Raw genomic sequence first — 25,542 nt, 5'->3', positions numbered from 1 at the left:
GTGCTTTATTTGGATAGATACGAAATTTATACGCTTTATTGATCATCCTTCGTTTCACCTCCATTTCGATATATGTCTATCATAAACCAAACGTACATTCGATTAATAGTGAAGTGATTATGACAAATTGTCCGGTAACACTTTACATATAACAATTAAGATGACTTCCTGTCATCTCTTGTTCGAAGCCAATTCATCTCCCACCTACTCGCTGGGCTACGTCCTTCACGCTCCTTGAGGAAGGGGTCTTCTTGGCTAAATTGATAAAAGCTACGAAGATCTACACATAAAATAATACGATTTGGTAAAAGAGAATAATCATACAAGGTTATCACCCTCAACAAAAGAACATTTGTTCTTATTATATACGAACTTTTGTTCTTTTTAAAGGTATTTTTATGAAAATTTTGGTTAAAATAACCGTACTTTAAAACATGTTTAAGAAAAACTTAAGAAATCCCCCTCTATATTCATAAGAACTTTTTTCTATACTGAAGAATGTAAATAAACAAAAGGAGAAACAATCATGAAAAAATTTGTACTTTGCATTCTAGGAATAGGACTCCTTATATACTTACTACCTTTCCTATTGCGCGGGGATCTGGACATATTAAATCCACTTGCTGAAGAAAAAAATGTATATGCTGTTGCAGAGGGATATGGCGTTCCAGATTACCATAATGAAGGAAGAGCAATGTACTCACTAAAGGGTATTGATGAATTTGGAAATCCGGAAGAGTATACAGTAGGAACGAATACCCCTAATGATTTTGTACGAAAAACTTACTTAAAAATTCATGTAAAAGGAAGATATGTCTATTCTTACGATATTATTTCTGAAAAAGATATTCCAGAGAAAATAAGTGGACAATTGAAAATAGCCAATAAAAAATAAGCTGATTTTTAATCAGCTTATTTTTTCATTCCTTTATCTTCTCCAGTCCAAAGAGTGGTCTTTGTTTCAGCATCAGCGATAAGATATTTTACTCGGAAATCTTTTTTCGTTTCTGTCCAAGATGCTATTAAATAAATTTGTCTATTTGGATTAATGTCTAGTGATGGTTCTTTGCCAGCCAATTTACTTACAAACGTCCCAATGTCGGACTCCATAGTCGATTGTAAATCTTTATACAAAACTGTTTTCTGTATATGATTTTCAGCCTCTTTAAAAGGGACAGAGAAAGAACTATACGTATGATCTTTAATCTTACTATAAAAAACTTTTGGATTTTCAAACACTTTATTTGCATTGTTTTCTATATAAGAAATTTCTTTTGAAGGATCCTCTGCCTCTACCATCCCATGTACACTTAATAAAAGAAAACTGCAAGTAAACAAAATTGCTATAATTTTTTTCATATTACACCCCTTTTATTTTTTAATATGTATACCCAAATAAGGTTATTTCATGCGAGTTTATCCATTAAGGATCTGGACATACATATAAAATTATAGCAATTATACAAAAAGGACTCTTACTATATAAGAGTCCTTTTTCACGAAACTAGCAATGTCATTGGAAGATAAAGAGATGATAATAACAGTTATATACATACTTAATAGGTATTCTGCTTTCCCTCTCTCTTTAACTTAGTCTTTATTTATTGAAATGTTGAATACCGTGTAATAACACTTCAAGTCCCCAGTGAAAACGCTCCATAGATTTCGTATCTCCGGAGAACAGCTCATCTCCTAGACTGAAAAGAATCGGAAAGAGAACTGGGTCCACATTTTGAAACGTTTCTTTTATATCAGATATTTGCATAGTCCCATGTTTTTTCCTAGAAGTATGTTCATATGCTACTGAAGAAACGTATAGTAATAAAAGATCTACTCCCCATGCTGCGGATTTAGAATGAATTCCACCCTCCTGTAATGTAGCAAGAATGTACTCTGTCAATTTAAGAAAGTTTGTCCCCTTCGGAATAGATGAGAAAGTAAGTTCAGCGATACCAGGTTCCTCGTATAGTAATAAGAAATATGCGCTTAGCGCTCCAATTAAATTTTCCTTCCATGAGTCTTGCTTTTGTTCAGGTAATACCAATTGACCAAGGCCATGATCCAATACCAATGAACTTAATTCTTGAAAATTTTTAACATAAACATACAATGAAGATGGACCAGTATCCAGTTCTTTTGCGACTTTACGCATGCTCATACCTGCAATACCTTGCTCTTTAAGAAGTTCATAAGCAGTTTTTACGATGAGTTCATGACTTAACGGCTCTTTAGCTGGTCGATCCCTGCGACTAATGATTTTTCGATTTGAATTTTCCATAATTACTTTATATCATGGTCAAATATATTAGTAAATACATTCTCAATTTGCAAAAGCAGTATTGTATTGCTCATGGAATGAATTCATTAAATCTGCAAGTTTAGTAGCTGCATCATCAGAGAAACTTAATTCTAAATTATCATATGACTCCTGTGCTTTTTCAGATGAATAAGCATACATTTTTTCTTCGTATTCCTCAATCGCACTGGCAAAATCGTTATTTTGGATGATTGCAAGAGCTAGATTCAATGCATCGAACATCGCTAAGTTAACGCCTTCACCTGCAAATGGTGACATGACATGAGCTGCATCTCCAATTAGAGTAACACTAGGATTACGTTTCCACTGAAAATGAATTGGTAACATATAAATTCGTCTTTGTATGATTGAATCTTCAGCATAATGAATGTATTTTTTTAGGTCTTCATCCCAGTCATTAAATAACTCTAATAATTTTGCTTTCGCTTCTATAGGCTTATCTGCGGAAATACCATTTTTTTCTGGCCAGTCTTTTTCAACTTTTAAACTAGCATATACTTTAATTCGACCGTCTCCATTTAATTGAGCAAGAATTCCCTTATTATCACCTAAAGCGAATACTTTCCCACGTCTGTTGAATTCGGATAAATCTGGATGATTCTCAGCCACATTTAGTATATTAAGTTCAAAGAAAGTTAAACCTGTATACTCAATATCGGTATTCGTTAGCAAAGGACGAACACGTGAAAATGCACCGTCTGCCCCAACTAGACCATGAACTGTATCCACAAATCCATTTTCAAAATGAAGTTGTGTCATACCGTTTTCAAGTGAAATAGCTTTTTCTAACTTATATCCGTATTTTATACAGCTTTTATCAAGAGCATTTAGCAGAAGATCACAAAGCACACCGCGATCAACCTCAGGTCGCTCCCCTTTTTCATCAGGTGCAGTGATTTCATCGATAAAACTCTTTCCATCTTTATCTAGAAGACGGAAATCCTCCCCTTCATAACGGGCAATTTCCTGAAACTTCTCGTAAAGGCCAGCTTCTTTCAGTGCCATTTGCCCGGATTCTTCGTGAATATCCAGAGAACCACCTCTTTGACTGTTCATATCAAGTAGTTCTCTTTCATAGATAACAGGTTCCATACCATTTTGTTGTAAAAGTAGAGCAAGTGTTAATCCTCCTGGACCTCCACCAATAATAGCAATACGTTTTTGTTCTTTCGATAAAGTTGACATAATAAACGCTCCTTGAATTTATAATCTATTTTCAAGATTTCAATACACCACTCTATGGTGTACCTTAACCCTGCATGATATTAAAGTTATTATTTAAAACAAAGATTGGAAAAAATGTAACGATTAAAATCTTAATGTTTTCCACCTCTAGATCCCTCTTTACTTTTTGAATCTTTTAAAAATAAACTTAACAATAAAGCCGTGCTTCCAAAAGCAAAGGTGATCCAAAATGTATAACCAAAAGCATTTCCCACTTGTTCAATAGTGTGCTGATTAGGAAGATTCTTTATCTGACTTGCCAGATATCCTGTTGTAATAGTGATTCCAAAGGAAGACATAATCTGTTGCATAGAAGTAGTGATTGGCGTTACCCGACTTACAAGTTCTTTTGGAGCCGCTCTAATCACATGAGTATTAATTTGCATCATCGTTAATCCTTGGCCGAGGCCTACAAAAGCAAAGCTACACATGATAAAGATACTGCTTGAATGAACGTTTATATAAGTCAAGGCAAACAATGCGGATGATAAAGAAAATGTTCCAAGAATTGCAACTAAACGTACGCCATATCGGTCAAATAGCTTACCACCTATATTAATTCCAATTGTTGATAATATTGCCTGTGGAATTACATAGAGACCAGCCTCCATCGGAGATAAACCTTTGACTTGCTGTAAAAATATAGGAAAAAGCAAAATACTTCCGAACAATGCAATTTGGTTCATCCAAGCAAGAATTATACCGTGCGTAAATGTTCGAGAACGAAATACCCTTAATTCAAGGAGTGGATTCTTTTGTCTGAGCTCATTCCAAATGAATAGAATTAAGGTGATACTTCCTAATCCTAATGATGAAAGAGTCCAATTATTTAACCAGCCGTTAGTACCTGCTTCGTGAACACCGAACACTAAGGAAGCAAAAGCAATTGGAGCTAAAATAGAACCTAGAACGTCTAATTTCATTCCATGACCAGGTTTAGATTCGGGTAGGTATTTTCTTGCCATAAAAAATGCAATTACACCAACTGGGAGATTAATAAGGAATATCCAATGCCAATTTATATATTCGATTAACCAACCAGATAATAACGGTCCAAGAATTGGTGCTAACAACATAGGAAGACCGAGAATTCCCATAATGGAACCACGCTTCTCAGGAGGCGCAACTTTGAACACCATCGCTATTCCTATTGGAGCTACCATGCCTCCACCTAGACCTTGAATAACACGAAAAATAATTAACTGTTCTGCAGTTTGAGCTAGTGAGCAAAACATTGATGCTACAACAAAAAGAACAATACTAACGATAAACATCTTCTTAGCTGTAAATCGATCAGAAAACCATCCAGCCAACGGAATGACGGCTGAAAGAGCCAAAGTATAGGCAGTAATTACCCATTGAATTTCGCTGAGACTGACATTAAATGCACTCATTAATTTTGGAACAGCGACATTCATGATTGTACTATCTAAAATTACTAAGAACATACCAAGTACAACAGATAGTAATACTGGAAGAATCTTTTTTAACGAAAAATTAGTTTGTTGAAGTTCTTGCTGGGATATCAAACTTCAAACCTCCTTTGCAATTTTATTTTTTCATTTATGGTTTGTTCTCAATTGCACCTTAACTTTAACATAACGAACACCGTTCGTAAAGTACAGTGTTCGTTGAAACAAAAAATGAAATAGATAGCTTCAAAAAAATTAGACTTTTTTACAACGTTTAAAATAAAAACAGTCTCCTTTATTTCAAATAAAGGAGACTAAAATATCACTTCATTATCTATCAAGTAAATTTCATATCGGTACTCTATGTTCTGAAGCATACGATGGCATTAAATCGCAGTTTTTAGAACCATTCTTTATAAAGTTTAAAACATAATATTACCAAAAGTCATTTATAAACAAGTATAATGAAAAAGCAAGTTCCCTCAATTAACAGGTCACTTGCTTTAACTTTCATCATTTACTTGATACGCTTCCCGAGAATATCTTCTACATCCGAATTACCACATATATAATCGTGTGCTCCATTATATAAGGAATTTAAAGAAATCACCCTGTATAAGCCCTTTACCAATAATAAATTTTATTTTATGGATACGACCTATCATTACTGATTAACTCTAATTATTTTTTACGCATCGCAAGTTCATTTATCTGCAATATAATTAATGTGCGCCACTTAATTTAACTAGAATTTTTGCTTGAGACTTATCATGAATTAACGCTTCAAAGCCTTGTTCAGCGATATTATCTATATCAACTTTACTTGTAATAATTGATTGCGCTGGCAACCCTCCGTTAGCAAGTAATTCAATGACCTCATTGTAAGTTTCATTACTGTATCCTACAGATCCCATTAATTTTACACCACTAAAAATTAGTGAAGCAGGAGCATTAAACTGGATATTTTGCGTATGGAAGCTGATAACCATCATTGTGCCACGAACTTTAGTCGATTGAATAGCTTGATTAAATGTTGACTCAACACCTGCAGCTTCAACTGTAACATCTGCTCCATCTGGGAATAATTTACGAATTTCTTCAACAGGATTCACTTCTTTAGCATTAAAGACATGTGTTGCACCCATTTCAGTTGCTTTATCGAGTCGACTATTCAATAAATCGACAACAATAATATTCGAAGCGCCTGCAGCTTTTGCACCTAAAACAGCAAATAACCCAATTGGACCTGCTCCATAGACTACAACAGTATCTCCTTCTTTTACATTTGAATCCTTAATTGATTGGAAAGATACAGCTGCGGGTTCAACCATTGCCGCTACTTCTAGTGGTAAATTATCTGGAATTTTAAAAATCGTTTTTTGTGGAAGTGTCACGTATTCAGCAAACCCACCATCAGTATGTGCACCAACTGCATCTAAAGTAACGAAACGTTCTGTTTCAGCATTTGAAGGATCTTTAAGCATCATTGGATAGATACACACTCTGTCACCTTCTTTAAATTTTGTTACATGAGAACCAACCTCTGCAATTTCACCAGAAAATTCATGTCCAATTATCATATTCTTATTCATCGGTACTGAATCTGGATGCAAATATGCGTGTAAATCAGAACCACAAATACCAGCCCACGCTACTTTAACTTTTACATCATTAGGTTGCAATTCTTTCACTGCTCTATCCTCAATACGAATATCTCTTTCACCATACCACACTGCAGCTTTCATAAAAAATCCTCCTTTAAATAATTAAAATATTATATATAATTTTTTTGTTTAACATTGGATTGTAACCCTTTTTTAAAGCATGAAAGCAAGTTTCTTCTCCTCTTTAATCTTCCTCCTAATTCCTTTCCTCCTTTGCTATGTTCATTAATCTATCATAGGCTTTGGAGGAATTCGATGAGCAAAAAATCACATATGTCTCAAAGTGAGACATATGTTCTAAAGTGGTTCATTTATCTATAAGTTCTTAGAAATTTGAATTAATTCTTCTTTTGTATATGAATATTCATTGTTTAACCATTTTTTTATAATCTCAAAAAAACCACTACAGTAGAAATCACATAATACCATTGGATAATCGGAGTTTTTGATTCGTTTGGAAAGTGGATCATTATATTCCATTGAATTTTCATATAAATTTTCTGCACCAAACTGAATCAATTTCTTGTATAACTCAAGGCTATTATTTTTACTTGTAATATTAAAAAACAATGTACGATTAACGTCTATGTATTCGATTATTTCCTCAAACAATGTACGTTCTAAATCGGAAGCCTGCTTTGTTTGTTCAAAAAGGTTTATTGCGATGAAATTTGACACATCACTAAATAGCTCATATTTATCTTCGTAATGACGGTAAAATGTGCTTCTATGAACCATTGCCTTTTCACATATATGATTAATTGTGATGGATGAAAATGTTTTTTCTTTTAATAATTCCATGAACGCATCTTTTATTATGTTTTGTGTGCGTAAACGTGTAAAATTGCTCAAATTAAATACCCTCCTATATCAAATTCTTAACATTGTTTAAATTTATAGTCATTTTTCCAATATAGTCCCCATTCCCTATATCCGTTAGCAATTCATACACTTTTCATTAAAGGTGAATTTATCGATATATGAATGTAACTACACCTTGAGTTGACCACCGAAATACAATATTTTCGAGCTTGCATGCCTCTAAGGCTTCGTAATATTTTAATTTCTCCACTGATAAGGATTATTTTTTCCCATTAATATTTGCGCAACTCAGGGAGCGTTTCGGTTCATTCATACTAATTGAATAGCCTGTTTTATTTCGTAGCAGTCATACGGGATGTTTTACATCACCAGCAAGCTAAAAATAATGTTGTACCCAAATCCCAAAAACGATTCAACTAACTATAGAAAGATACATTTTTATTTTAGAATGTACATTTGAAGTAAAGCCCTGATGCACCTGCATCAGGGCTTTACTATTTATTTTATTTAGATCATTTCACTTTTCACCGGAAAAGATTTTAATCCATATACAGAACTACTATTTGAGATAGGGATTGGAAGATTAGTATCAATGAACGAAAATGATTTATATTTTTTAATTAATTCCGTCAAGACAATTGTAGCTTCTAACCTAGCTAGTCGAGCACCTAAGCAAAAGTGGATTCCATGACCAAATGCAAGATGGGGATTGCGCTTACGGTGTATGTTGAAACTATCAGCATCTTTGAAATAATTAGAATCTCGATTAGCTGATCCGACCCAAGCTGAGACGATTTGATCTACTTGTAAAGTTTGGCCATTTAATTGCATCTCTTTTTTTACTCTGCGTACAACTCTTTGAGCCGGTGAACGATAACGTAATACTTCTTCAATTGCTTTTGGAATAAGAGCTGTATCCTGTTGTATTTGTTTATAAACATCTGGATGTTCAATTAAACAATATAATAAGTTGCCGAGCAAGTTGGTTGTTGTTTCATTTCCTGCTACTAATAGTAGTTTACAAAATGATACTATTTCTTTTCCTGAAATTTTTTCGTCTACTTCACTTTGTACTAATAAAGAGATAATATCATTTGAATCTTTATTGGAATTTCCTCGATTGAGTTGTAGGATTTCTTCAAAAAAATCCCCTAATTCATTTTCTGCTTGTAAACGTGTATGAAAAAAGTCTGTTAAATAATCCGCATCATCATGACTGGGTGAACTTACGATAATGTCAGACCAATTCTTGAATCTGTCCATATCATTAGTAGAAACACCTAACATCTCCGCTATTACTATAACCGGTAAAGGATAAAACAACTCCTGGACAATATCAAAATTTTCGCGATTAGATAATTGAGTAAGGATATCTTCTGTGATTTCTTGTATTCTAGGCTCCCATACCTCTAATGCTTTAGGTGTGAAAGAACGATTTACGATAGACCGAATTTGCGTATGCTTTGGTTGATCCATTCCAAGGATACTTTGGGGAAATGGAGGCTTCTTCTTTTCGGGCATAATATTAGAAAAATACTCTTTATCCTCTAAAACTCTTTTTACATCGTCGTACAAAAAAACATTCCACATGTCAACCTGAGGATTAAAACAAATAGGCTCTTCCTCTCGCATTTCTTTATACCATGCAAATGGATCATATGGATCTTCTAAGGCCTTTTTTCCTATCAGCTTATTTGTAGGAATCATAATAATTGACTCATAAGGTGTTTTCATATATACAATCTCCCCTCAAAAAATCATTTACATTAAACCGAATGTAATTCACCGAACCTCATTCGGTGTATTGAAGATTATATAACAACAAAACATATTTTCAAACTACTTTTTCATTTTTAAGATATCAGTTAATATATAATCAAGGAGGAATAAACCTTGTATAAAAAAAATTTAACGAAAAGAAAACAACAAGCTCTACTAACACAAAACAATATATTCCTTGTGTTTTTAAATTTAACGAAAGAAAAAAAATTTGAGAATATAACAATTGAAGATATTTGTAAAAAAGCAAATGTCTCAGTAGGAACTTTTTATCATTATTTCTCTTCCAAAGAGGATATTTATAAAAAATTATTTCAACAAATTGAGGAAAACCTACATGTTGAATTAGAAAACATAGCACAACATACAACAGCGCAAAGAACGATTTTGAATTTCTTCCAATGCATAGCTGAATATACAACTAAATTAGAATTACATATAAATCTTCTTAACGATTACAATAAAAGGATATTCACATATCAACCTTCATTAATTTACAAAACTCTAAATGATTTTGTTTATAAAGGACAACTCGAAAAAGAACTAACAAATGATATGAGTGTAGAAGAAATAACAACGTATCTTTTTATAATTGCTAGAGGGCTTATATTAGACTGGTGTGTTGCAGATAGAGAATACTCACTAGAACAGAGAATGGATACATATATACAATTAGCATTGAAGTCTTTAAAATCATAAATTTCATTCAAACTCTATGCTCTCTTGCCCTATGTTTTATATTTAAGTCTGTTTTATTTTTTCAAGGTACAAAGCAGCTGAAGTAGAAAAAGCATCAATCTTCTTTCCTGTATTAGAAAGAAGATTGATGCTTTTTCTTTTTTATACTACAACATATAAAGTGAAACTTTAATCAGTGGGGGTTTTCTTCATCCCCACTGATTATCAGCCCTCACCAATCGGACTTTAATGGGCAGCCCGACCCCACCTAAATTCTTTGCTTTCGCTGTATTTTGAGGTGGGGGTCTTACTGCCCATTAAAGTGGGATTACTCCCCTCATTAGTTAATAAATACGCACTAAAATACGTGTATAAAGACAAGAGTCATGAATAAATTTGATTACTAATTTTGCTACATACCGCTAGAAATTTATTAAGAAATGAGCCAATTTGAGAGTTTTGTCTCATTTTGAAACACATACACATTTTTGATTATCGTTTTCCTCTAATGCCTATGATAAATTGCTAAACATAGCTAGCTAAAAAACAATATTTCACCTTTCAGACAAAACATTATAAAAAGGAGTTTTTAAAATGAAAAATCGAGTAAATCCAGAGTTATTAGCAGGCTTAGAAATGTATCCAGATCAAGATTTACGCCCAGAGTGTTTGCAAGCAATGAGAGAAGAGGCTTCACGAGTATTCCCACCTACCATTGTTGATGAAACTCTTTCTGTAACAGATGAAGTTATTGAGGGACCTGATGCGAATCCATTACGATTAAAAATTTATCGTCCAAAATCAAATAAGGAATCCTTACCTGTCCTGTTGTGGATACATGGTGGCGGTTATATCTTGGGTTCTATAAATGATAATGATGATCTTGCTGTAAAAATTGCAAAAGAAGCCAACTGTATGGTTGTTTCTGTAGATTACCGTTTAGCTCCTGAACATCCTTATCCAGCCCCAATTGAAGATTGTTATGCAGCATTAAAATGGATTGCTGATAATGCAGAGACATTAAACATTGATTCGAATCGAATTGGTGTTGCCGGAGTGAGCGCTGGGGGCGGACTTACAGCAGCATTAACGTTATTAGCCCGTGATCGACAATACCCTTCTATTTGTTTCCAAATGCCGCTCTATCCAATGATTGATGATCGTAACAATACACCTTCTGCGAATGAAATTAAAGAAGGGTTTGTTTGGAATCAAAAGTCAAATGAAGCTGGCTGGAAAATGTATTTAGGAGAATTACATGGGACGGATCATATTCCTGCTTATGCAGCTGCTGCTCGAGCAGAAGATTATCGTAATTTACCACGTACCTACACATGTGTTGGTCAATTAGACCCATTCCGTAGTGAAACATTAACATATGTAACGAAACTTGCAGAAGCTGGTGTTGATGTCGAGTTCCATTTATATCCTGGGGCTTATCATGGGTTCGAAATGATGCATCCAGATGCTGATATATCTATTCACGCTTGGAATGATTATGTACGAGCAGTTAAGACTGGTTTCGCAAAAAAATAGCTAAAGTAGCGACAAAAGCTTTCAAAATAAAGGAGGATTTATAATGAAGAATAGAGTTCATCCAGAATTAAGAGAAATGTTTTCTGTATTACCAGCTATGGATAATGGTCCGGAAAATTTCCAACAATATAGAAAATGGGCTAATGAAACCTTTGCTACAACTGATTTAACGTCGAATGATAAAATTACCGTATCCAATCGATTCATACCTGGACCTGAAGGAGCACCCGAAGTTAGAGTTCGCATTTATGAACCAACTAAAAACACAAAAGCTTTACCAGGGGTTCTCTGGATTCACGGTGGTGGATACCAAGTGGGATTGCCCGAAATGGATGATAGACTTTGTGAAAAATTTGTATTGGAAGCCAACTGCGTAGTAGTTTCAGTTGATTATCGATTGGCACCGGAACATCCATTCCCTGCACCACTTGAAGACTGCTATGCAGCTTTACAGTGGGTTTCTGATCATGCAGAAGATATCGGGATCGATTCTTCTCGAATTGCAATTTCCGGCATGAGTGCAGGCGGTGGACTTACAGCAGCCCTCGCTCTTTTAGCAAGAGATAGAAAGGGACCTTCAATCATATTCCAAATGCCACTATGCCCAATGATTGATGACCGTAATATTACACCTTCTACTTTTGAAATAACGGATCCAAAAGTATGGAACAGAGAAGCTAATATTATTGGATGGAAAATGTATTTAGGTTCAGCTTACGGTGAAGAGGTATCTCCACACGCTGCACCAGCTCGTGCAACTGACCTTACAGGACTTCCACCAACGTATACGATGGTGGGTGAAATAGACCCATTCCGCGACGAAACAGTTGAATACGCAAATAGATTAATGCAAGCTGGAGTACCAACGGAATTTCATGTTTATCCTGGTGGCTACCACGGATTCGAATTAATAGTGCCTAATGCTGAAATTAGCCAAAGAGCTGAGAAAGAATATATCAGTGCATTAAAACGAGCATTACAAAAAACAGAAGTTTAAATGGCAGCTTAATGAAAAATTGATTTTTTCTACTAGCTATTTATATATTTTCCAATCAGACTCTATCCAATGATTGATAATCGTAACAATACACCTTCTCTGAATGAAATTAAACAAAGATTCATTCAGAATTAAAAATAAAATAAATCTGGCTGAAAAATATATTTACACAAAACCACTCACAAATCGTACGATTTTATGAGTGGTTTTTTACCTTTCAAACTTATATGTCTATTCTTATTAAAGATAGTAAATAAATAAAAAATAACCTGATTTAATCAGTTTTTTTCATTCCTTTACCTTCTACAGTCCAAAGAGTCGTCTTCGTTTCTGCATCAGCGATAAGATATTTTACTCGGAAGCTTTTTTTCTTTTCTGTCCAAGATGCTATTAAGTAAATTTGTCTATTCGGGTTAATTTTAGGATTTTCTTGTGTACCTGTTGTTCTACTTACCCATGGTCCTATTTCAGATTCCATAGTCGATTGTAAATCTTTATATAGAACCGTTTTCTGCAAATGATTTTCAGCTTCTTTAAAAGGAACATAGAAAGAACTATACGTATGATTTTTAATCTTACTATAAAAAACTTTTGGGTTTTCAAAAATTTTATTTGCATTGTTTTCTATATAAGAAACTTCTTTTGAAGAATCCTCTGCTTCTACCATCCCATGTACACCTAATAAAAGAAAACTGCAAGTGAACAAAATTGCTATAATTTTTTTCATATTAAACCCCTTCTATTTTTTAATATTTATACCCAATTGAGGGCATTTCATGTGAATTTATCCACTAAAGATCTAGAGCAATTACTAAAAAAAGACTCTTATATAGTAAGAGTCTTCAATCGATTTATTACATTCATTATCATTGTTTCAATAACCATTCTTCAATTACTTTCACAGTTTCATCTCGTTGTGCTTTAGGCGTAATTAAGCTTGCATTATCACCTTTTTGCTCACCGTACATGCCAAAATGAGCATGGTTTCCGCCTTTTATCATGTACATAGTCGTATTCTTTGACATTAACTTTTTATTGTTCTCTATTTTTTCTACAGTTGCTAAAGCGTCTACTTCTCCATAAATAGATAACATCGGCATCGATTTCGTAGAGAAATCATCTGCAGGGTACGAACCTAAGAAAATGATCCCGTCTACTTTGTCTTCATGTTGAAAGGCATACTTAGAAATCATAGCTCCTCCCATTGAATGCCCTGCAACATACCATTTTTGAACTTCAGGATACTGTTCCATTACACTATCTACTGCATTGATTCCAAATATCGCTAAATTTAATGGCAACTTAGGCATTACTACAAAGTGCCCATCTTTTGCAAGAGCTTCCCCTAAGTAACTATAAGCCTCAGCTTCTACTTTAGCTCCTTGATAAAAAATAACCCCTACTTTAGCATCTTTCTCTCCAAAAACGATATGATCTTCATCTTTTTTATCATCCACTAACGACAAAGCCTCTTTCGTCGGTTTATAACTAAACTGAGACCATACAAAAAAACTAATACTTCCTATAAGTAAAATACCAAGTAAAGAGTACAGAATACTTTTCATCCATTTCTTCACAAAGATGACCTCCCTAAGATGTATATATTCTATATTTTAGATTATCATTAATCAACATAAAAACTCGAGCATTTTTATTATGCTCAAGTTTTTATTTACGTCTTTAATTTATACTATAAATGGTCCAAGATAAATATGTAGCAAATGTAGACCATACAAAATATGGAATTAGCAACCATGCCGATACTTTAGATAATTTGGAAGAAACCGCTATGAGAAGTAACGTAGTAATAGCGACTAATAAACAATCTACTGTTGCTAAAAACAAATTTTTTTGACTGAATTGAAAGTAGCTGAACGCTTGATTGCATATATAATTTAAAAGGAATATAAACCAAAATGTTTTTGGCTTACATCCATATTTGCTGTAAATAATTGCAACTGATAATGCAATAAATCCATATAATACAGCCCAAACTATACCGATTGTCATACCAGAAGGTGTCCAAGACGGCTTTTCTAGCGCATCGTACCACATACGATCGATAGGAAATAAAATACTAGAAACATAAAACAAACCATACGTTAGTAAAAACACTATAATACTAGATTTTTTCATAAACATTCTCCTTTTTACTAAAAGATTATAGAAACTGTATATGATTAGTGTGTCCTTGTAATGGATAAAATTCTAATATTAAAATTTCAAATACATATTATTTAATCTATTTCATACGAATTCTTTCATACTTTTATATGCACAAAGTGCTCTCTCTCGTGCTGCCTTATGATCAACAACTGGCAAAGGATATGTATTGCCAAGCTGTATATTGGCCTTTTGTAAAATATGCTCAGGTGCTTCCCAAGGTTTATGTATATATTTATTAGGCATATCTCTTAATTCTGGTACCCATTTTCTTATATACTCCCCATCTTTATCAAACTTTTCTCCTTGTGTGATGGGATTAAAAATACGAAAGTACGGTGATGCATCTGCTCCACTTCCAGCAACCCATTGCCACCCCATTGTATTATTTGCAATATCAGCATCTAGTAGTGTATCCATAAACCATTTTGCTCCTTCTTGCCACGGAATTAACAAATGCTTTACAAGAAAAGAGGATACAGCCATTCTTGCCCGATTATGCATAAAACCTGTTTGCCATAGTTCCCGCATTCCCGCATCAATAAACGGATAACCAGTTTCACCCTTCTGCCATACTGTTAATAATTCCTCTTCATTATTCCACGGAAAATGTTCAAAGCTCTTATTAAGAGGTTTATATACTGTAAACGGATAATGATATAGCAAATAATAAGAAAACTCTCGCCAAATTAATTGACGTATAAAACTATTCACTTGTTTTTCAAAAAGACTACATTGTCTTTCGGTACTTTTATTTATTAAGTAATGATACATCCACCTAACTGATATTTGGCCAAATGAAAGATAAGGTGCCAACATCGAATGAGCATTTTCATTTGGAAAATCTCTTCCTTCACTATAAGAGGCTAATTTGCTAGAGAAAAATTTCTGACATGTTTTGTATGCTCCTTCTTCTGTAGGCTCCCATATTGATTCCATATGAGATGTCCACCGTATAGTCGGCAGCAAGTGTAATTCTGAAACAGATAAGCTTGCTGGTAAAGAGTTTCCTCCTTTTATACGCTGCACTTTACTAATAGGTTTAGGTATTACCTGCTTTTGAAATGCATTGTAAAAAGGCGTAAACACCTTATATTCAGTGTTATCTTTCTTTTTAATAATCCACGGTTCTAATAATAAATGCGAATTAAATTCCTTACAGGTAATACCTTTATCTTCTAACATCATTTTCATTTTTTGATTAGATTGTAATCTGTCCGGATCATAACAAATATTCCAATATACAGCCGTTATACCTAACTGTTCTATGAGAGAAAGTATTTCTTCCTGTGTATTTCCTTTACGAATTATTAAAGTAGAGCCCAATGCCTCAAGTTGCTTTTGAACATCTATTATAGCATGGTGTAACCACCACTTTGACGCACTTCCCATTGAAAAAGTTTCGTCATGTACATATACCGGAACAACCTCACCGGACTGAGTAGCTTCAAATAAAGCCGGGTTATCATATAAGCGAAAATCTTTTTGAAACATAACAATAATTTTATTTTGCATGGCTACCTCTTCTGATTCTTAAAACATAATAAAATTTATTATACAACAGCAATTTATACATAAGAATTTATTTGTCTTCAATAAATTAATTAACTGTTTCAACTACTTTATTAGCAGAAACTTTAACAACCATTTCTTTTCCACCTGTTTTATCAATCATGAAGCCATGAACTTTAACATTAGAAGGTACTAATGGATGATGACGAATCATATCTATACTCTTCTCAATATTTTCACTAACATTTTCTTGTCCGCTTAGCCATGCATTCAAGCTACTACTTGAAAATTCAGGCATGCAATTTTTAAAGAGATAGTCTATTTCTCTATTATTTTTTATGGAATCACGTTGAATTTGTAGATTAACTACATCAGTTTCTTTATCCTCTATTCCGACAACAAAAATTTCTTCTACATTTTCTTCATAAATAGCAATAATAACAGATCTCATTATATCTCCATAAGGATGTACAATTACAGAATCATAGCTGTGTATAGTCAACATGTTTTCTTGTTGAATGTTAGTTACTTGCTGGATAATAGGCTCTATTCTGTGTTCAATGTCTGTTAATACTAATACTTTTTTATTCTTTGGATTCATATGGAAGCACTCCTTCTTCATTATTGTATTTATGGAACTTTTAAACTCGTAACGATAGTTGATTATTCATGACATGATTGTTACCAATTTTTCCATTGTCCTTCTGGATCAACACTTGCCAGTCTAATCCATCCATTTTGAACCTTTTCTCGAAATGTGAAATCCTTATTTAGCAAACGCTCTATATATTCAATAGGCGCTTGAATTACAATTAGTAAACGAAGTGGTGAATGATACATCTCACTATCTGACTGCATAACGGATTGCCAAGGTAAGCCTGGCAACAAGTCACTTGCGTTTCCTTGCATAACACCGAGACCCGCCGTTACAGTTTGGGTTGTTTTATTTCCACTACCATAATAATGAGGTGCTACAGTTGAAGCGTAATATTGCAGGTTTATCCACTGAGCTACTGTTCCTGGTCCCGCTATGATGCTAGCTAATATATCACCGCTTTTATCCTGTTTCCAATCATAATTATGAAGGAAAGCTCTTCCTTCTAAGTCACAATCCTGAGTTAATTCACGCTGCCCGATAATGAAAGATGCATTACGGGCCAATCCCCATTCCGGACGTATTTCACTCCAATCTTCTGCAAATCGTTGTGCCTCTTTACTCGGATTATTTATTTTCGTTTTAAAATTAGGTAATTGCATTAAACGCTCTCTATTTGCATGTTGGCTGACATTCGGCATAACCGACTCAATACTATCAAATACTTCTTGCGCAGTTTCCGAAAGTTCTGGGACGTAAATCCATTCCAATTCATCCACTGTTGTTTTATGTTCAGCTGCTGCAAAAATGGTATCCTCCGGAATGTTAATACCTTCAGCAGACAAAGCATCTCTTACTTCTGGAAGGTTACATAAAGTAGCGAAAACTTTTGCATTGAATCCTCCCGCTGCTCCGCCACAAGCACCACATTCAAGCGCTGCAGCATAAGGGTTGTTCGTACTTTGACTACTATGGCCGCACATTACAACTAAAGGCGCGAATTTTTCTGTCAATCCCACCATTTTTAAAGCTTGGCGCACATAGTTCACTTTTTCTTCTTTCGTAAAACCGATAGGTATCTCACATTTTGTATCACGAACATGATTAAGCGAGAATGTTGTATCAGGCTTTTGTAACATCGTTTTACGAAGGTTACGAATGAAACTACCTACTCTTCTTGGCACAAAACTCCTTGTCACCATTTGTAAACCAAGTACAGGGCCACTTACCTCAGGTAGTAACATACTTGTCAGTACATTTTGTTTCATCGTTTTAAACGTATAACTTACTGAGCTGTCTATCTTCTTGCGTTGTTGATAATTTTTAAATTCATTTTCATCCGTGAGCTCTTTTATTTGATGTTTCGGTTTTAATATAACTGGCAAAGAAGGATGACTGTCTTTACTACCTAGTTCACTAGTCGCAATTGGTAATCCAAAGAAACCAGCTATTCCAAACGTTTCGAACGGACCTAATTTTTCTAGGTGGCGACGAAACGGTTCTGAACGTACATCAATACAGAATGCTAATTGAGCTAATACACGTTTTTTATCATTAGTTGCACGTTGCTTAAAAACAATCTTTTCCCTTAATTGCTCTGCATGCGTCTGTTCCCAAGCTTCCAGCCAAAGTTTCCTGCGAATATTTTCATCAAAACGATAAGCAAATGCTAAGAATTCACGTTGTTCAGCTGCAGACATTTGTGACCATTCCCGGGTTGAAATATTCCCCCAATAGGTCCAAGAAGCTATAAGTGGAACAATCGCAACTTTTTTCTCAGCCTTTTGATTTTTTATAGGTAAATACGGTTTGATAATGGCCAGCTCCATAGAAATTCGAACTGCTAAATATTCTATGAGAAGTTCCTGCTCCTGAGTCGACTGTTGGGAACGCCATAGTATCATTCCTGCCCATCCAGGCAAAGCAAGCAAGTGTCCTTCAAGGTAAGCTTGCATGTTAGATTCAGAAATTCCTAGTTCAGATAACGCTCTCGTTAAAGCTACCTCGGCATCCTGTGGCCAATCCTTTAAAACTTTACGCTCATTTTTACTGAGCGCTGGATCAAATGTAATAAGGTGATGCCATGCACGATACAAACCTTTCTCTCGATTTGGCATCGTCCAACTTGAACCAGAGTCATCAAGATATAATTTACACCATTTAATGATATGATAATTAAGAATATCAGATAGGTTTTCACCCTTTTGATTCTCTAAAAGTGAACTTACAGGTTGCATTGAAGAGTCTTTCATATTTCCTGTATTTATATAACTCATTTCTTCTGCCAGTTTATTTAATTGTGGCGATGATAATAGACTAGAAGGTAATCCCTCTAATTTTAAAGCTGCTTGGCAAAACTGCTCCGCTTTCTTTCGCGGGATATGAAAAGATTGTGAATCAAGCCAACGAGACAAGCCACTTTGTAAAAATGATTCCTCAATTTCACCTTTCGCCTTTGCCGAATGAATCATAGAAGCACTAGGATATATATCCACATTACGAATTTCTTTTAACCAATTTGCGACTTGTTCAAATGATTGCTTTTCAAGTCCCATCCAAGGGTGATGAGCTGCAAATGTAGCGATCGGCCAAAGTGGTGCAACAACTCGGCTAGCAGATTCAACTAAATTATTCATATTCTTTTCTTGTACTTCAATGTTTGTATCTTTCTTTTTTAAAGTTTCTTTCGTTACTGACGATATGCTCATCACTGATTACCTCCCTTTGATACATAATGTTTCAGATAGCTTGGATGACTTTCTACTGACTTTTGTCTCGCCTCACCTACTCGAACGAACCAAAGATACACTACAGCAAATATTGTAGAGGATTGATTACGAGTAACGAGAGTATTAATAGCACTACCAAATAATAAGAGACATATAACAAAAATAACGGCTGAAGCTGAAGGTTGAACATTTTGATACATGTCAGTATGCAACCATTTATAAAGCGAGTTATGAACGGTAAAGTAAATGAGAGAAAATCCAGCTAAAATAAATACGCCAACAATTCGTCCCATTCTTCCCTCTCCGAAAACAACAAGTTGTTTCCATGAAAAGTACAATGACCACCCTAAGATGAACGCACTAACTAATTGATACCCTTCTCCAGAAGTCGTAAACCAAAAAGCAATCGCTATAAATAATCCGAAAACACGTCCGACCATAATCCATAAATTAGATATCCCTTCATTAGACTGCTTCACTGCCCCAAAACGTTGCACGGAAGAACCAGCTTGTAAAAACAGTGTAGCTTTAAACAAACCATGTAAAATTAAATGAATAACAGCCGCTAAATAGGCTCCTAATGCGCATTGAATAAGCATAAACCCCATTTGTGCAATAGTTGACCCCACTAGTTGACGTTTATAATCAACTTGAACTAGGCTAATTCCTGTACCTATTAAGATAGAAATACTTGAGAAAATTAGTAAAATGATTTGTGCAATATCATCATGAAAAAGAGGTGAAAATCTAGTTAACATGATACCGCCAGCATTTACTAAACCAGCATGCATAATAGCAGAAACAGGAGTTGGAGCAACAGCTGACTCAATTAACCATCTTTGAAAAGGCCATTGTGCTGCTGGAATCATCACAGCTACTATAATCAATAAGTTAATTCCTGTTTTCTCCAATGTTCCAAATTGAGCTACATTTTCATTCGTTAAAACTGATGTTAACTGCCACTGTCCAGTGACTTGAAAAAGCCAGATGATAGCTACTAGCAAAGCGATCCAGCTTATTGTAAATAAATAACTAGAAGTTTTTGTTGCTTCGCTAACTACTTTCCACCCTTTATTTAGCCCGATGAGTAAAACCAATCCTATAAGAGTTGCTCCCCAACAAATAATCATGAAACGAAGATCATTACTTAACCATGCAACCGAAGATACACCTGTAGTACATGTAAAAAGTGCAAAGTATTTTCGATATGAGCGATCTCCCAGTAAGTAACGTACAGAAAAACGCTGAATGATTAAACCAATTGTAAGAACAAAGAAAGCCATGAACCAAGCTAAAGTATCTAAATGCCAAGGCCCTACAACGCTATCTCCATTGTGATTAACAAGTGCGAGTAAAGAAACTAACGAAGGCAATGCAGCGATACCAATATGGATATGAACAAAACGTAAAGGCATCCTTGCATGTAAAAACAATAATCCACTTAGCCAAGAAGCACTAAGCGCCATAAAAAATAATGTTAACAGTGTCGATGAACTCAGCGAAATTAACATGTACAATACTCCCTTCCAAACGAAAATAACCTATAAAAATTTCTTTTAAGATAGTTTTTTAATTTCAAATTTCATTCACTCTTTTTAGTACATCGTTTTTTTCCATAAAAAAAACCGACAACTTCCATAATTCAATGATTTTATATCATCATTGAATTATGGAGATTGTCGGTTTCCCTTCAACTAACTTCAATAAAGTTTTTTTGAAGAGCTCCCATTTTATAAAGGAATGTATGTATTACTCCTATTAAAAAGAAAAGTATATTTCTGATCTCCTAGATTATGCAATCAATATATCAATTTATGTTATACGCTATCTTTTAATTAAGAAACTTTTTCATTTAGTCAATATTACATATTAAAAAAATGCTAAAGCCTTAATTATAGAAAACTGTTAAAATGAGCATCTATCAATTTTTTAAAACAATTATAAGATAAACCATATTAAATAGTTTGTCAATTTATTTATCCGTTTTTAAGATTTATTATACCTAAATAACTTCAAATTTTTAATTGTTAGTATGTTAATAAAATGCAAAACTTGTAGGTTTCTTAATCCTTCCACTAATCTTAAGATGTTTTTTATTTTTAAAACTTCTCCTCAAGATTATGAAGCAATTTAAAAATCATTACTCGTTCACCTGTACGGGAACTTATATCCGTATGAAAGCTTTTCACTTTCTCTCCAGTTAATTCTAGTATAATCTCTTTTAAATCTTCAATTCCAGATTCAACTAGCTCCGAACGATTTTTCTTTATCGTTAGCATACCGTCTTTTGTTTCGCACACAGTATATTCAGCCGGCGTTAAAATACCTTGTAAATTTACAATAATCATATCCCGTAATATATCTGTCTTAACGGATATAGACCCGCGTCCTAGATAGTCCTTTTCCCAGTGAGTAATTGCTTTACTTATCTCTGATTCAATAGAACCTTTTGAGTTTTTCATTTATGTATCCTCCTTCAATAAAATAAATTTACAATAACAATATAATAATCTGGATTGATTTTATTTTCAATTATTGAGAAGAATTTATTGGGATTGTTGCAAGGTATCCTTTCATATCATAGCGATTTTTTATATTACAATATGGAATTTTTAATCATTCCCAACAAGATACGCTTACTATAAAGGCTTTGTTGCATAGATTTCTAAAAAGGACATTCCGGAGAAAGTAAGGGAGTTCTTGTGACATAATACACAAATGAAAGAGCCTACTCTGATGAGTAGACTCTTTCTCTTTTTAATAGCTCTGCTACAGTTGAATCAACTGTAGCACTAAAGGCCGTACTCCCCAAACGATGGCATACGATTTTTTCCCATCTTTTTTTCTGACTTAAGTCAATCCGATTATATCATTCTACAGCTTATATATGTTTTTGTATCCATTCATGTATAAATTGTTTTTCACCTGGAGTAAAGGCTAGATCCCCATAACGAATTTTCTCGTACACTTCTACAATTTCATGTGAACAACCGATACGTGTTAACCATTGTTGAATCGTTTCATAGGAACGTCTTTGTTTAGATAATGGCAAATTCCGTTCCCATTTCACTAATTCAGCACGTATAGGATTATGAGGCAATGCATTTATTTTTTTCTTTCCAATAGGAGATTGATCTATTTGGTACGGGAGGGGGTTTTCATCTATCTTATCTTGTAGCAATTGTTTTTTATTTCTTCTGGACTTATAAATGAGTCCAACAATAAATAATATGATAATACAAGAGTAAATTATTATATTATTCTTAGATGTAATTTCTCCCTTTAAAAGAGGAATGTGTGAACTTTCATCCCCCGGTTCTCTAGGTTCATCAATCCATAATTTCCCGCCCTTTTCGTCATCCGATTTATTATTCGCTTCACCATAAAAGTCTTCCTTACCCTTTCCACCGGTCAACGTTTCTGCAAAACCATCTATAAGATAAAATTTTGTGTTATTAATCATCCATTCCTGAAATATTTCGCGTGAATATAGGGCTCCTTGTGTTAGAAAAAAGGCAACAATTATAGTAATACAAAATACAATTAAGCGAAACCTAGCAACCATCCACTTGTCCATACTATCTCCTTTCTATTTTACAACCTGCAACCAGTTTGTTTGCTGCTTTGGTGGATATCCAATTATAAGTGGGATAGCACCCGGTTCTTGCTTTCGGAAACCGGTTTTATAAAATACCTCTGAGGACACAGGCTGGTCGTTTTCCGTAATTGTAGACAACAATTGTAAAGCCTTATATAATTGTGAGCGATTTCCTCCCGAACGGATTTGTAAAATACCGTTATTATGTACACTATTTACCCATAGTTCAAAAGAGCAATCTTGTACAAGTAACTGCTTACACACCCCAGTCGTTACCTCAATTAGCCATTCTATATCTGTACGCCATGTATAAGAATTCTTACCAACAAGATTGAGATAAATCGCATAACGGTCCCCTTGCGAAGGTTCGTATTTTTTAGCACTTAATACTCCTGTTCTTGCAGTTGCTCCCCAATGAATAGACCGAAACGCTTCTCCTTCATATGGTTTTACACCTATAATTTTTGTTTCGTTATATAAAGGCGAAACCGTTGCTGTACGGTACCCTTGTTGCCATCGCTTCGTTTCTGGGATAGTTACCTTCGCGATTCTTGGATAAACATGAAATAAAGGCACTTGTTTATATTTGTATGTATAATGTAAAGTAACGAGGCGAAAAGGATCACTCATTACAATTTCTATATGATCCCATTTCCATTTACCACGTTGCTTAGCTTGCGCATACAAATCAATGACAATCTCCTCATTTTTCGAAAGAGATAATGGAATACTATAAAAGTTTCCATGCTTTACCCAGTTTTCTTTTATATGCCAGTCTATCCCTCTTTGTGAACGAAAGCAGAAATTGAGAAAGGGAATAGGCATTTTCATATCATTTTGAATATATATTTTACAATGTCCCTTTTCATCAATAAAAAGCCGCTCATGATACTGTACAATTCTCCATTTTACTTTAGAGATTTTACTAACATACCAATGGGCAAATCCAATTAATAAAAAATAAGAAAACAACAAAAGAAATACAACGAAATTTTGATAAATTAACCAAAGAATAACAGTTATAATTATAAATACTATAATACTAGATAACTCTGCTATACGATGTTTTATAACGATAGTCTCCATCAGACTGACTCCACTGGAGCTGATACAGTTTCTAAAATTTCTTGTATAACTTGTGTCTTAGTTGTTTTCATTTCTCCTTCAATCGTTAGCGTTAATCGATGTGAGCAAACTGGTTTTGCAAGAAATCGAAAGTCTTCTGGTGTACAATAACTACGTCCATTTAATAATGCTCTTGACTGGGCGGCACGCATAAAAGCTAAAGAACCTCGCGGACTAACACCAATTTCTACCAAATTATGTTCGCGAGTAGCCTTAACAATATCTAATAGATAGTTTTCTACTTCTTCGTGGATTAAAATATTCTGAGCTTGTTGTTGTAAATCTAGAATCTCTTCACATGATAAAACACTTTGTAAAGACTCCATTGGATTCCCTAGACGAAATCTACGTAGCATTTCTCTTTCATGTTCCCTATTTGGATACCCCTGTCGAACAGTTAATAAAAAACGATCCAATTGTGCATCTGGGAGTGGAAATGTACCAGATGATTCCAAAGGATTTTGTGTAGCTACTACTAAAAACGGGCTCGGCAATTTGTAAGTATGACCAGAAATAGTTACAGTACGCTCCTCCATTACTTCTAATAAGGCCGATTGTGTACGAGGTACCGCACGATTAATCTCATCTACAAGTGCGATATTTGCGAAAACAGGACCCATTCGAGTTTTAAAATCAGATTCTTTCATATCAAAGTATTCGAGACCAATGACATCACCTGGTAATGTATCAGATGTAAATTGTAAACGTTGGAACTTACCATCTATACTTCTTGCTAAACTTTTTGCCAATGATGTTTTTCCTGTTCCAGGAACATCCTCTAAAAGGATATGTCCGTTTGCTACCAAAGCAATCATGACTAGTTCAATTGCAGCGTCATTTCCAACAATGATCTGAGCAATATTATTTTTAACCGCCTTCAATATATCCATCTAGCCCTCTCCTTTAATCAAGAAATTCTTTATTCTTCTAATGTATTAGTTTTGTAAACTAGTGCAGTTTAAATTCTGATATTGATATATAAAAATAAATTTATGCATTTTATCACCCATTTACTTTTCCATAAACTACTAATTTTAATGCAACATCTTAAATCGGCTTACCAACTGTACATGAGCATCTAAAGACCACAGTAGACCCACAAGATTTTCCAGCCTTATAATCCCAAACATCATAAGTATGATTACCCATATAAGATGTACACTTAGAATTAGGACTGCAATGATATCTAACACTACCATCACATACTATAGCTCCTAATAAATCACTCATCTTAACACTCCACTTTTTTAAAAAATAACAAATTTTCTTTATATTGTAAATAGTTTATTTTTTACAAAATATATACATTTTATCCGCAGTGAACCTTGGTAATTCAGCAGTTTGTTGCTACATGTTCAACAAAAGAAATGTGGGAAACAACTGAATGTTAT

Annotated in this window: 23 protein-coding genes; 4 read left to right on the top strand and 19 right to left on the bottom strand. The window is 34.2% G+C overall.

Annotated elements, in window-relative coordinates; translation table 11 throughout:
• Window positions 1-46 (bottom strand): helix-turn-helix domain-containing protein (locus BAQ44_RS31690; protein ID WP_346191700.1); only part of this gene is annotated, 46 nt, incomplete at its 3' end.
• Between the two features lie 480 nt (window positions 47-526).
• On the opposite strand from BAQ44_RS31690, the gene BAQ44_RS18920 reads away from it, so the two are divergent.
• Entirely contained in the window at window positions 527-895 is a 369-nt protein-coding gene (locus BAQ44_RS18920; protein ID WP_071722935.1) for a YxeA family protein, read from the top strand.
• 17 nt (window positions 896-912) lie between these two features.
• On the opposite strand, the gene BAQ44_RS18915 is transcribed toward BAQ44_RS18920, so the two are convergent.
• The 7 genes from BAQ44_RS18915 to BAQ44_RS18885 all read right to left on the bottom strand — a co-directional run bounded on the left by BAQ44_RS18915 (window position 913) and on the right by BAQ44_RS18885 (window position 9,173).
• Complete coding sequence (locus BAQ44_RS18915) at window positions 913-1,359, bottom strand: hypothetical protein (protein WP_071722933.1); 447 nt, start codon at window positions 1,357-1,359, stop codon at window positions 913-915.
• Between the two features lie 238 nt (window positions 1,360-1,597).
• Window positions 1,598-2,278: a TetR/AcrR family transcriptional regulator gene (locus BAQ44_RS18910; protein WP_071722931.1), complete on the bottom strand. Its 681-nt coding sequence runs from the start codon at window positions 2,276-2,278 to the stop codon at window positions 1,598-1,600.
• Between the two features lie 42 nt (window positions 2,279-2,320).
• The gene (locus tag BAQ44_RS18905) at window positions 2,321-3,502 is read right to left on the bottom strand and encodes an FAD-dependent oxidoreductase (protein WP_071722929.1); all 1,182 of its coding nucleotides are present in this window, start codon (window positions 3,500-3,502) and stop codon (window positions 2,321-2,323) included.
• A gap of 131 nt (window positions 3,503-3,633) precedes the next feature.
• A complete protein-coding gene (locus BAQ44_RS18900) occupies window positions 3,634-5,070 on the bottom strand; it encodes an MDR family MFS transporter (RefSeq protein ID WP_249024744.1) in 1,437 nt (478 codons plus the stop codon).
• A gap of 605 nt (window positions 5,071-5,675) precedes the next feature.
• Window positions 5,676-6,698: a 2,3-butanediol dehydrogenase gene (locus BAQ44_RS18895; protein ID WP_071722927.1), complete on the bottom strand. Its 1,023-nt coding sequence runs from the start codon at window positions 6,696-6,698 to the stop codon at window positions 5,676-5,678.
• A gap of 234 nt (window positions 6,699-6,932) precedes the next feature.
• On the bottom strand, window positions 6,933-7,469 hold the full coding sequence (locus BAQ44_RS18890; protein WP_071722924.1) for a TetR/AcrR family transcriptional regulator: 537 nt from the start codon (window positions 7,467-7,469) through the stop codon (window positions 6,933-6,935).
• 477 nt (window positions 7,470-7,946) lie between these two features.
• Window positions 7,947-9,173, bottom strand: coding sequence for a cytochrome P450 (locus tag BAQ44_RS18885; protein WP_071722922.1), 1,227 nt, complete (start codon window positions 9,171-9,173; stop codon window positions 7,947-7,949).
• 159 nt (window positions 9,174-9,332) lie between these two features.
• On the opposite strand from BAQ44_RS18885, the gene BAQ44_RS18880 reads away from it, so the two are divergent.
• From BAQ44_RS18880 to BAQ44_RS18865, 3 genes are all read left to right on the top strand, one after another.
• Window positions 9,333-9,917, top strand: a complete 585-nt coding sequence (locus BAQ44_RS18880; protein WP_071722920.1) for a TetR/AcrR family transcriptional regulator — start codon at window positions 9,333-9,335, stop codon at window positions 9,915-9,917.
• 573 nt (window positions 9,918-10,490) lie between these two features.
• On the top strand, window positions 10,491-11,432 hold the full coding sequence (locus BAQ44_RS18870; protein ID WP_071722918.1) for an alpha/beta hydrolase: 942 nt from the start codon (window positions 10,491-10,493) through the stop codon (window positions 11,430-11,432).
• Between the two features lie 43 nt (window positions 11,433-11,475).
• Window positions 11,476-12,429, top strand: coding sequence for an alpha/beta hydrolase (locus tag BAQ44_RS18865; protein WP_071722916.1), 954 nt, complete (start codon window positions 11,476-11,478; stop codon window positions 12,427-12,429).
• Window positions 12,430-12,703: 274 nt separating this feature from the next.
• Here the strand turns inward: BAQ44_RS18865 and BAQ44_RS18860 are convergent, their stop codons facing one another.
• The 11 genes from BAQ44_RS18860 to BAQ44_RS18810 all read right to left on the bottom strand — a co-directional run bounded on the left by BAQ44_RS18860 (window position 12,704) and on the right by BAQ44_RS18810 (window position 25,041).
• Window positions 12,704-13,156, bottom strand: a complete 453-nt coding sequence (locus BAQ44_RS18860; protein ID WP_071722913.1) for a hypothetical protein — start codon at window positions 13,154-13,156, stop codon at window positions 12,704-12,706.
• Window positions 13,157-13,295: 139 nt separating this feature from the next.
• On the bottom strand, window positions 13,296-14,006 hold the full coding sequence (locus BAQ44_RS18855) for an alpha/beta hydrolase (RefSeq protein ID WP_071722911.1): 711 nt from the start codon (window positions 14,004-14,006) through the stop codon (window positions 13,296-13,298).
• Window positions 14,007-14,109: 103 nt separating this feature from the next.
• Complete coding sequence (locus BAQ44_RS18850) at window positions 14,110-14,565, bottom strand: TspO/MBR family protein (protein ID WP_071722908.1); 456 nt, start codon at window positions 14,563-14,565, stop codon at window positions 14,110-14,112.
• Window positions 14,566-14,676: 111 nt separating this feature from the next.
• A complete protein-coding gene (locus BAQ44_RS18845; RefSeq protein WP_071722906.1) occupies window positions 14,677-16,107 on the bottom strand; it encodes a cryptochrome/photolyase family protein in 1,431 nt (476 codons plus the stop codon).
• 85 nt (window positions 16,108-16,192) lie between these two features.
• A complete protein-coding gene (locus tag BAQ44_RS18840) occupies window positions 16,193-16,705 on the bottom strand; it encodes a carbonic anhydrase (RefSeq protein WP_071722903.1) in 513 nt (170 codons plus the stop codon).
• A gap of 80 nt (window positions 16,706-16,785) precedes the next feature.
• Entirely contained in the window at window positions 16,786-19,407 is a 2,622-nt protein-coding gene (locus tag BAQ44_RS18835) for a DUF2309 domain-containing protein (protein ID WP_071722901.1), read from the bottom strand.
• Complete coding sequence (locus BAQ44_RS18830; RefSeq protein WP_071722899.1) at window positions 19,407-20,939, bottom strand: NADH dehydrogenase subunit 5; 1,533 nt, start codon at window positions 20,937-20,939, stop codon at window positions 19,407-19,409. The genes BAQ44_RS18835 and BAQ44_RS18830 overlap by 1 nt, the downstream gene beginning before the upstream one ends.
• A 588-nt stretch (window positions 20,940-21,527) precedes the next feature.
• Entirely contained in the window at window positions 21,528-21,890 is a 363-nt protein-coding gene (locus BAQ44_RS18825; RefSeq protein WP_000798165.1) for a Na-translocating system protein MpsC family protein, read from the bottom strand.
• Window positions 21,891-22,309: 419 nt separating this feature from the next.
• Window positions 22,310-23,005, bottom strand: coding sequence for a hypothetical protein (locus BAQ44_RS18820; protein WP_061678347.1), 696 nt, complete (start codon window positions 23,003-23,005; stop codon window positions 22,310-22,312).
• 12 nt (window positions 23,006-23,017) lie between these two features.
• Window positions 23,018-24,115 carry a DUF58 domain-containing protein gene (locus BAQ44_RS18815; RefSeq protein ID WP_071722897.1) on the bottom strand — a complete coding sequence of 366 codons (1,098 nt, stop codon included), beginning with the start codon at window positions 24,113-24,115 and terminating at the stop codon, window positions 23,018-23,020.
• The gene (locus BAQ44_RS18810; RefSeq protein ID WP_061678345.1) at window positions 24,112-25,041 is read right to left on the bottom strand and encodes an AAA family ATPase; all 930 of its coding nucleotides are present in this window, start codon (window positions 25,039-25,041) and stop codon (window positions 24,112-24,114) included. The genes BAQ44_RS18815 and BAQ44_RS18810 overlap by 4 nt, the downstream gene beginning before the upstream one ends.
• Window positions 25,042-25,542 lie beyond the last annotated feature (501 nt).

Origin of the sequence: Bacillus mobilis (genome assembly GCF_001884045.1) — a bacterium.
GTDB classification, from domain to species: Bacteria; Bacillota; Bacilli; order Bacillales; family Bacillaceae_G; genus Bacillus_A; species Bacillus_A mobilis.
This window is presented reverse-complemented; position numbering and strand designations above follow the sequence as displayed.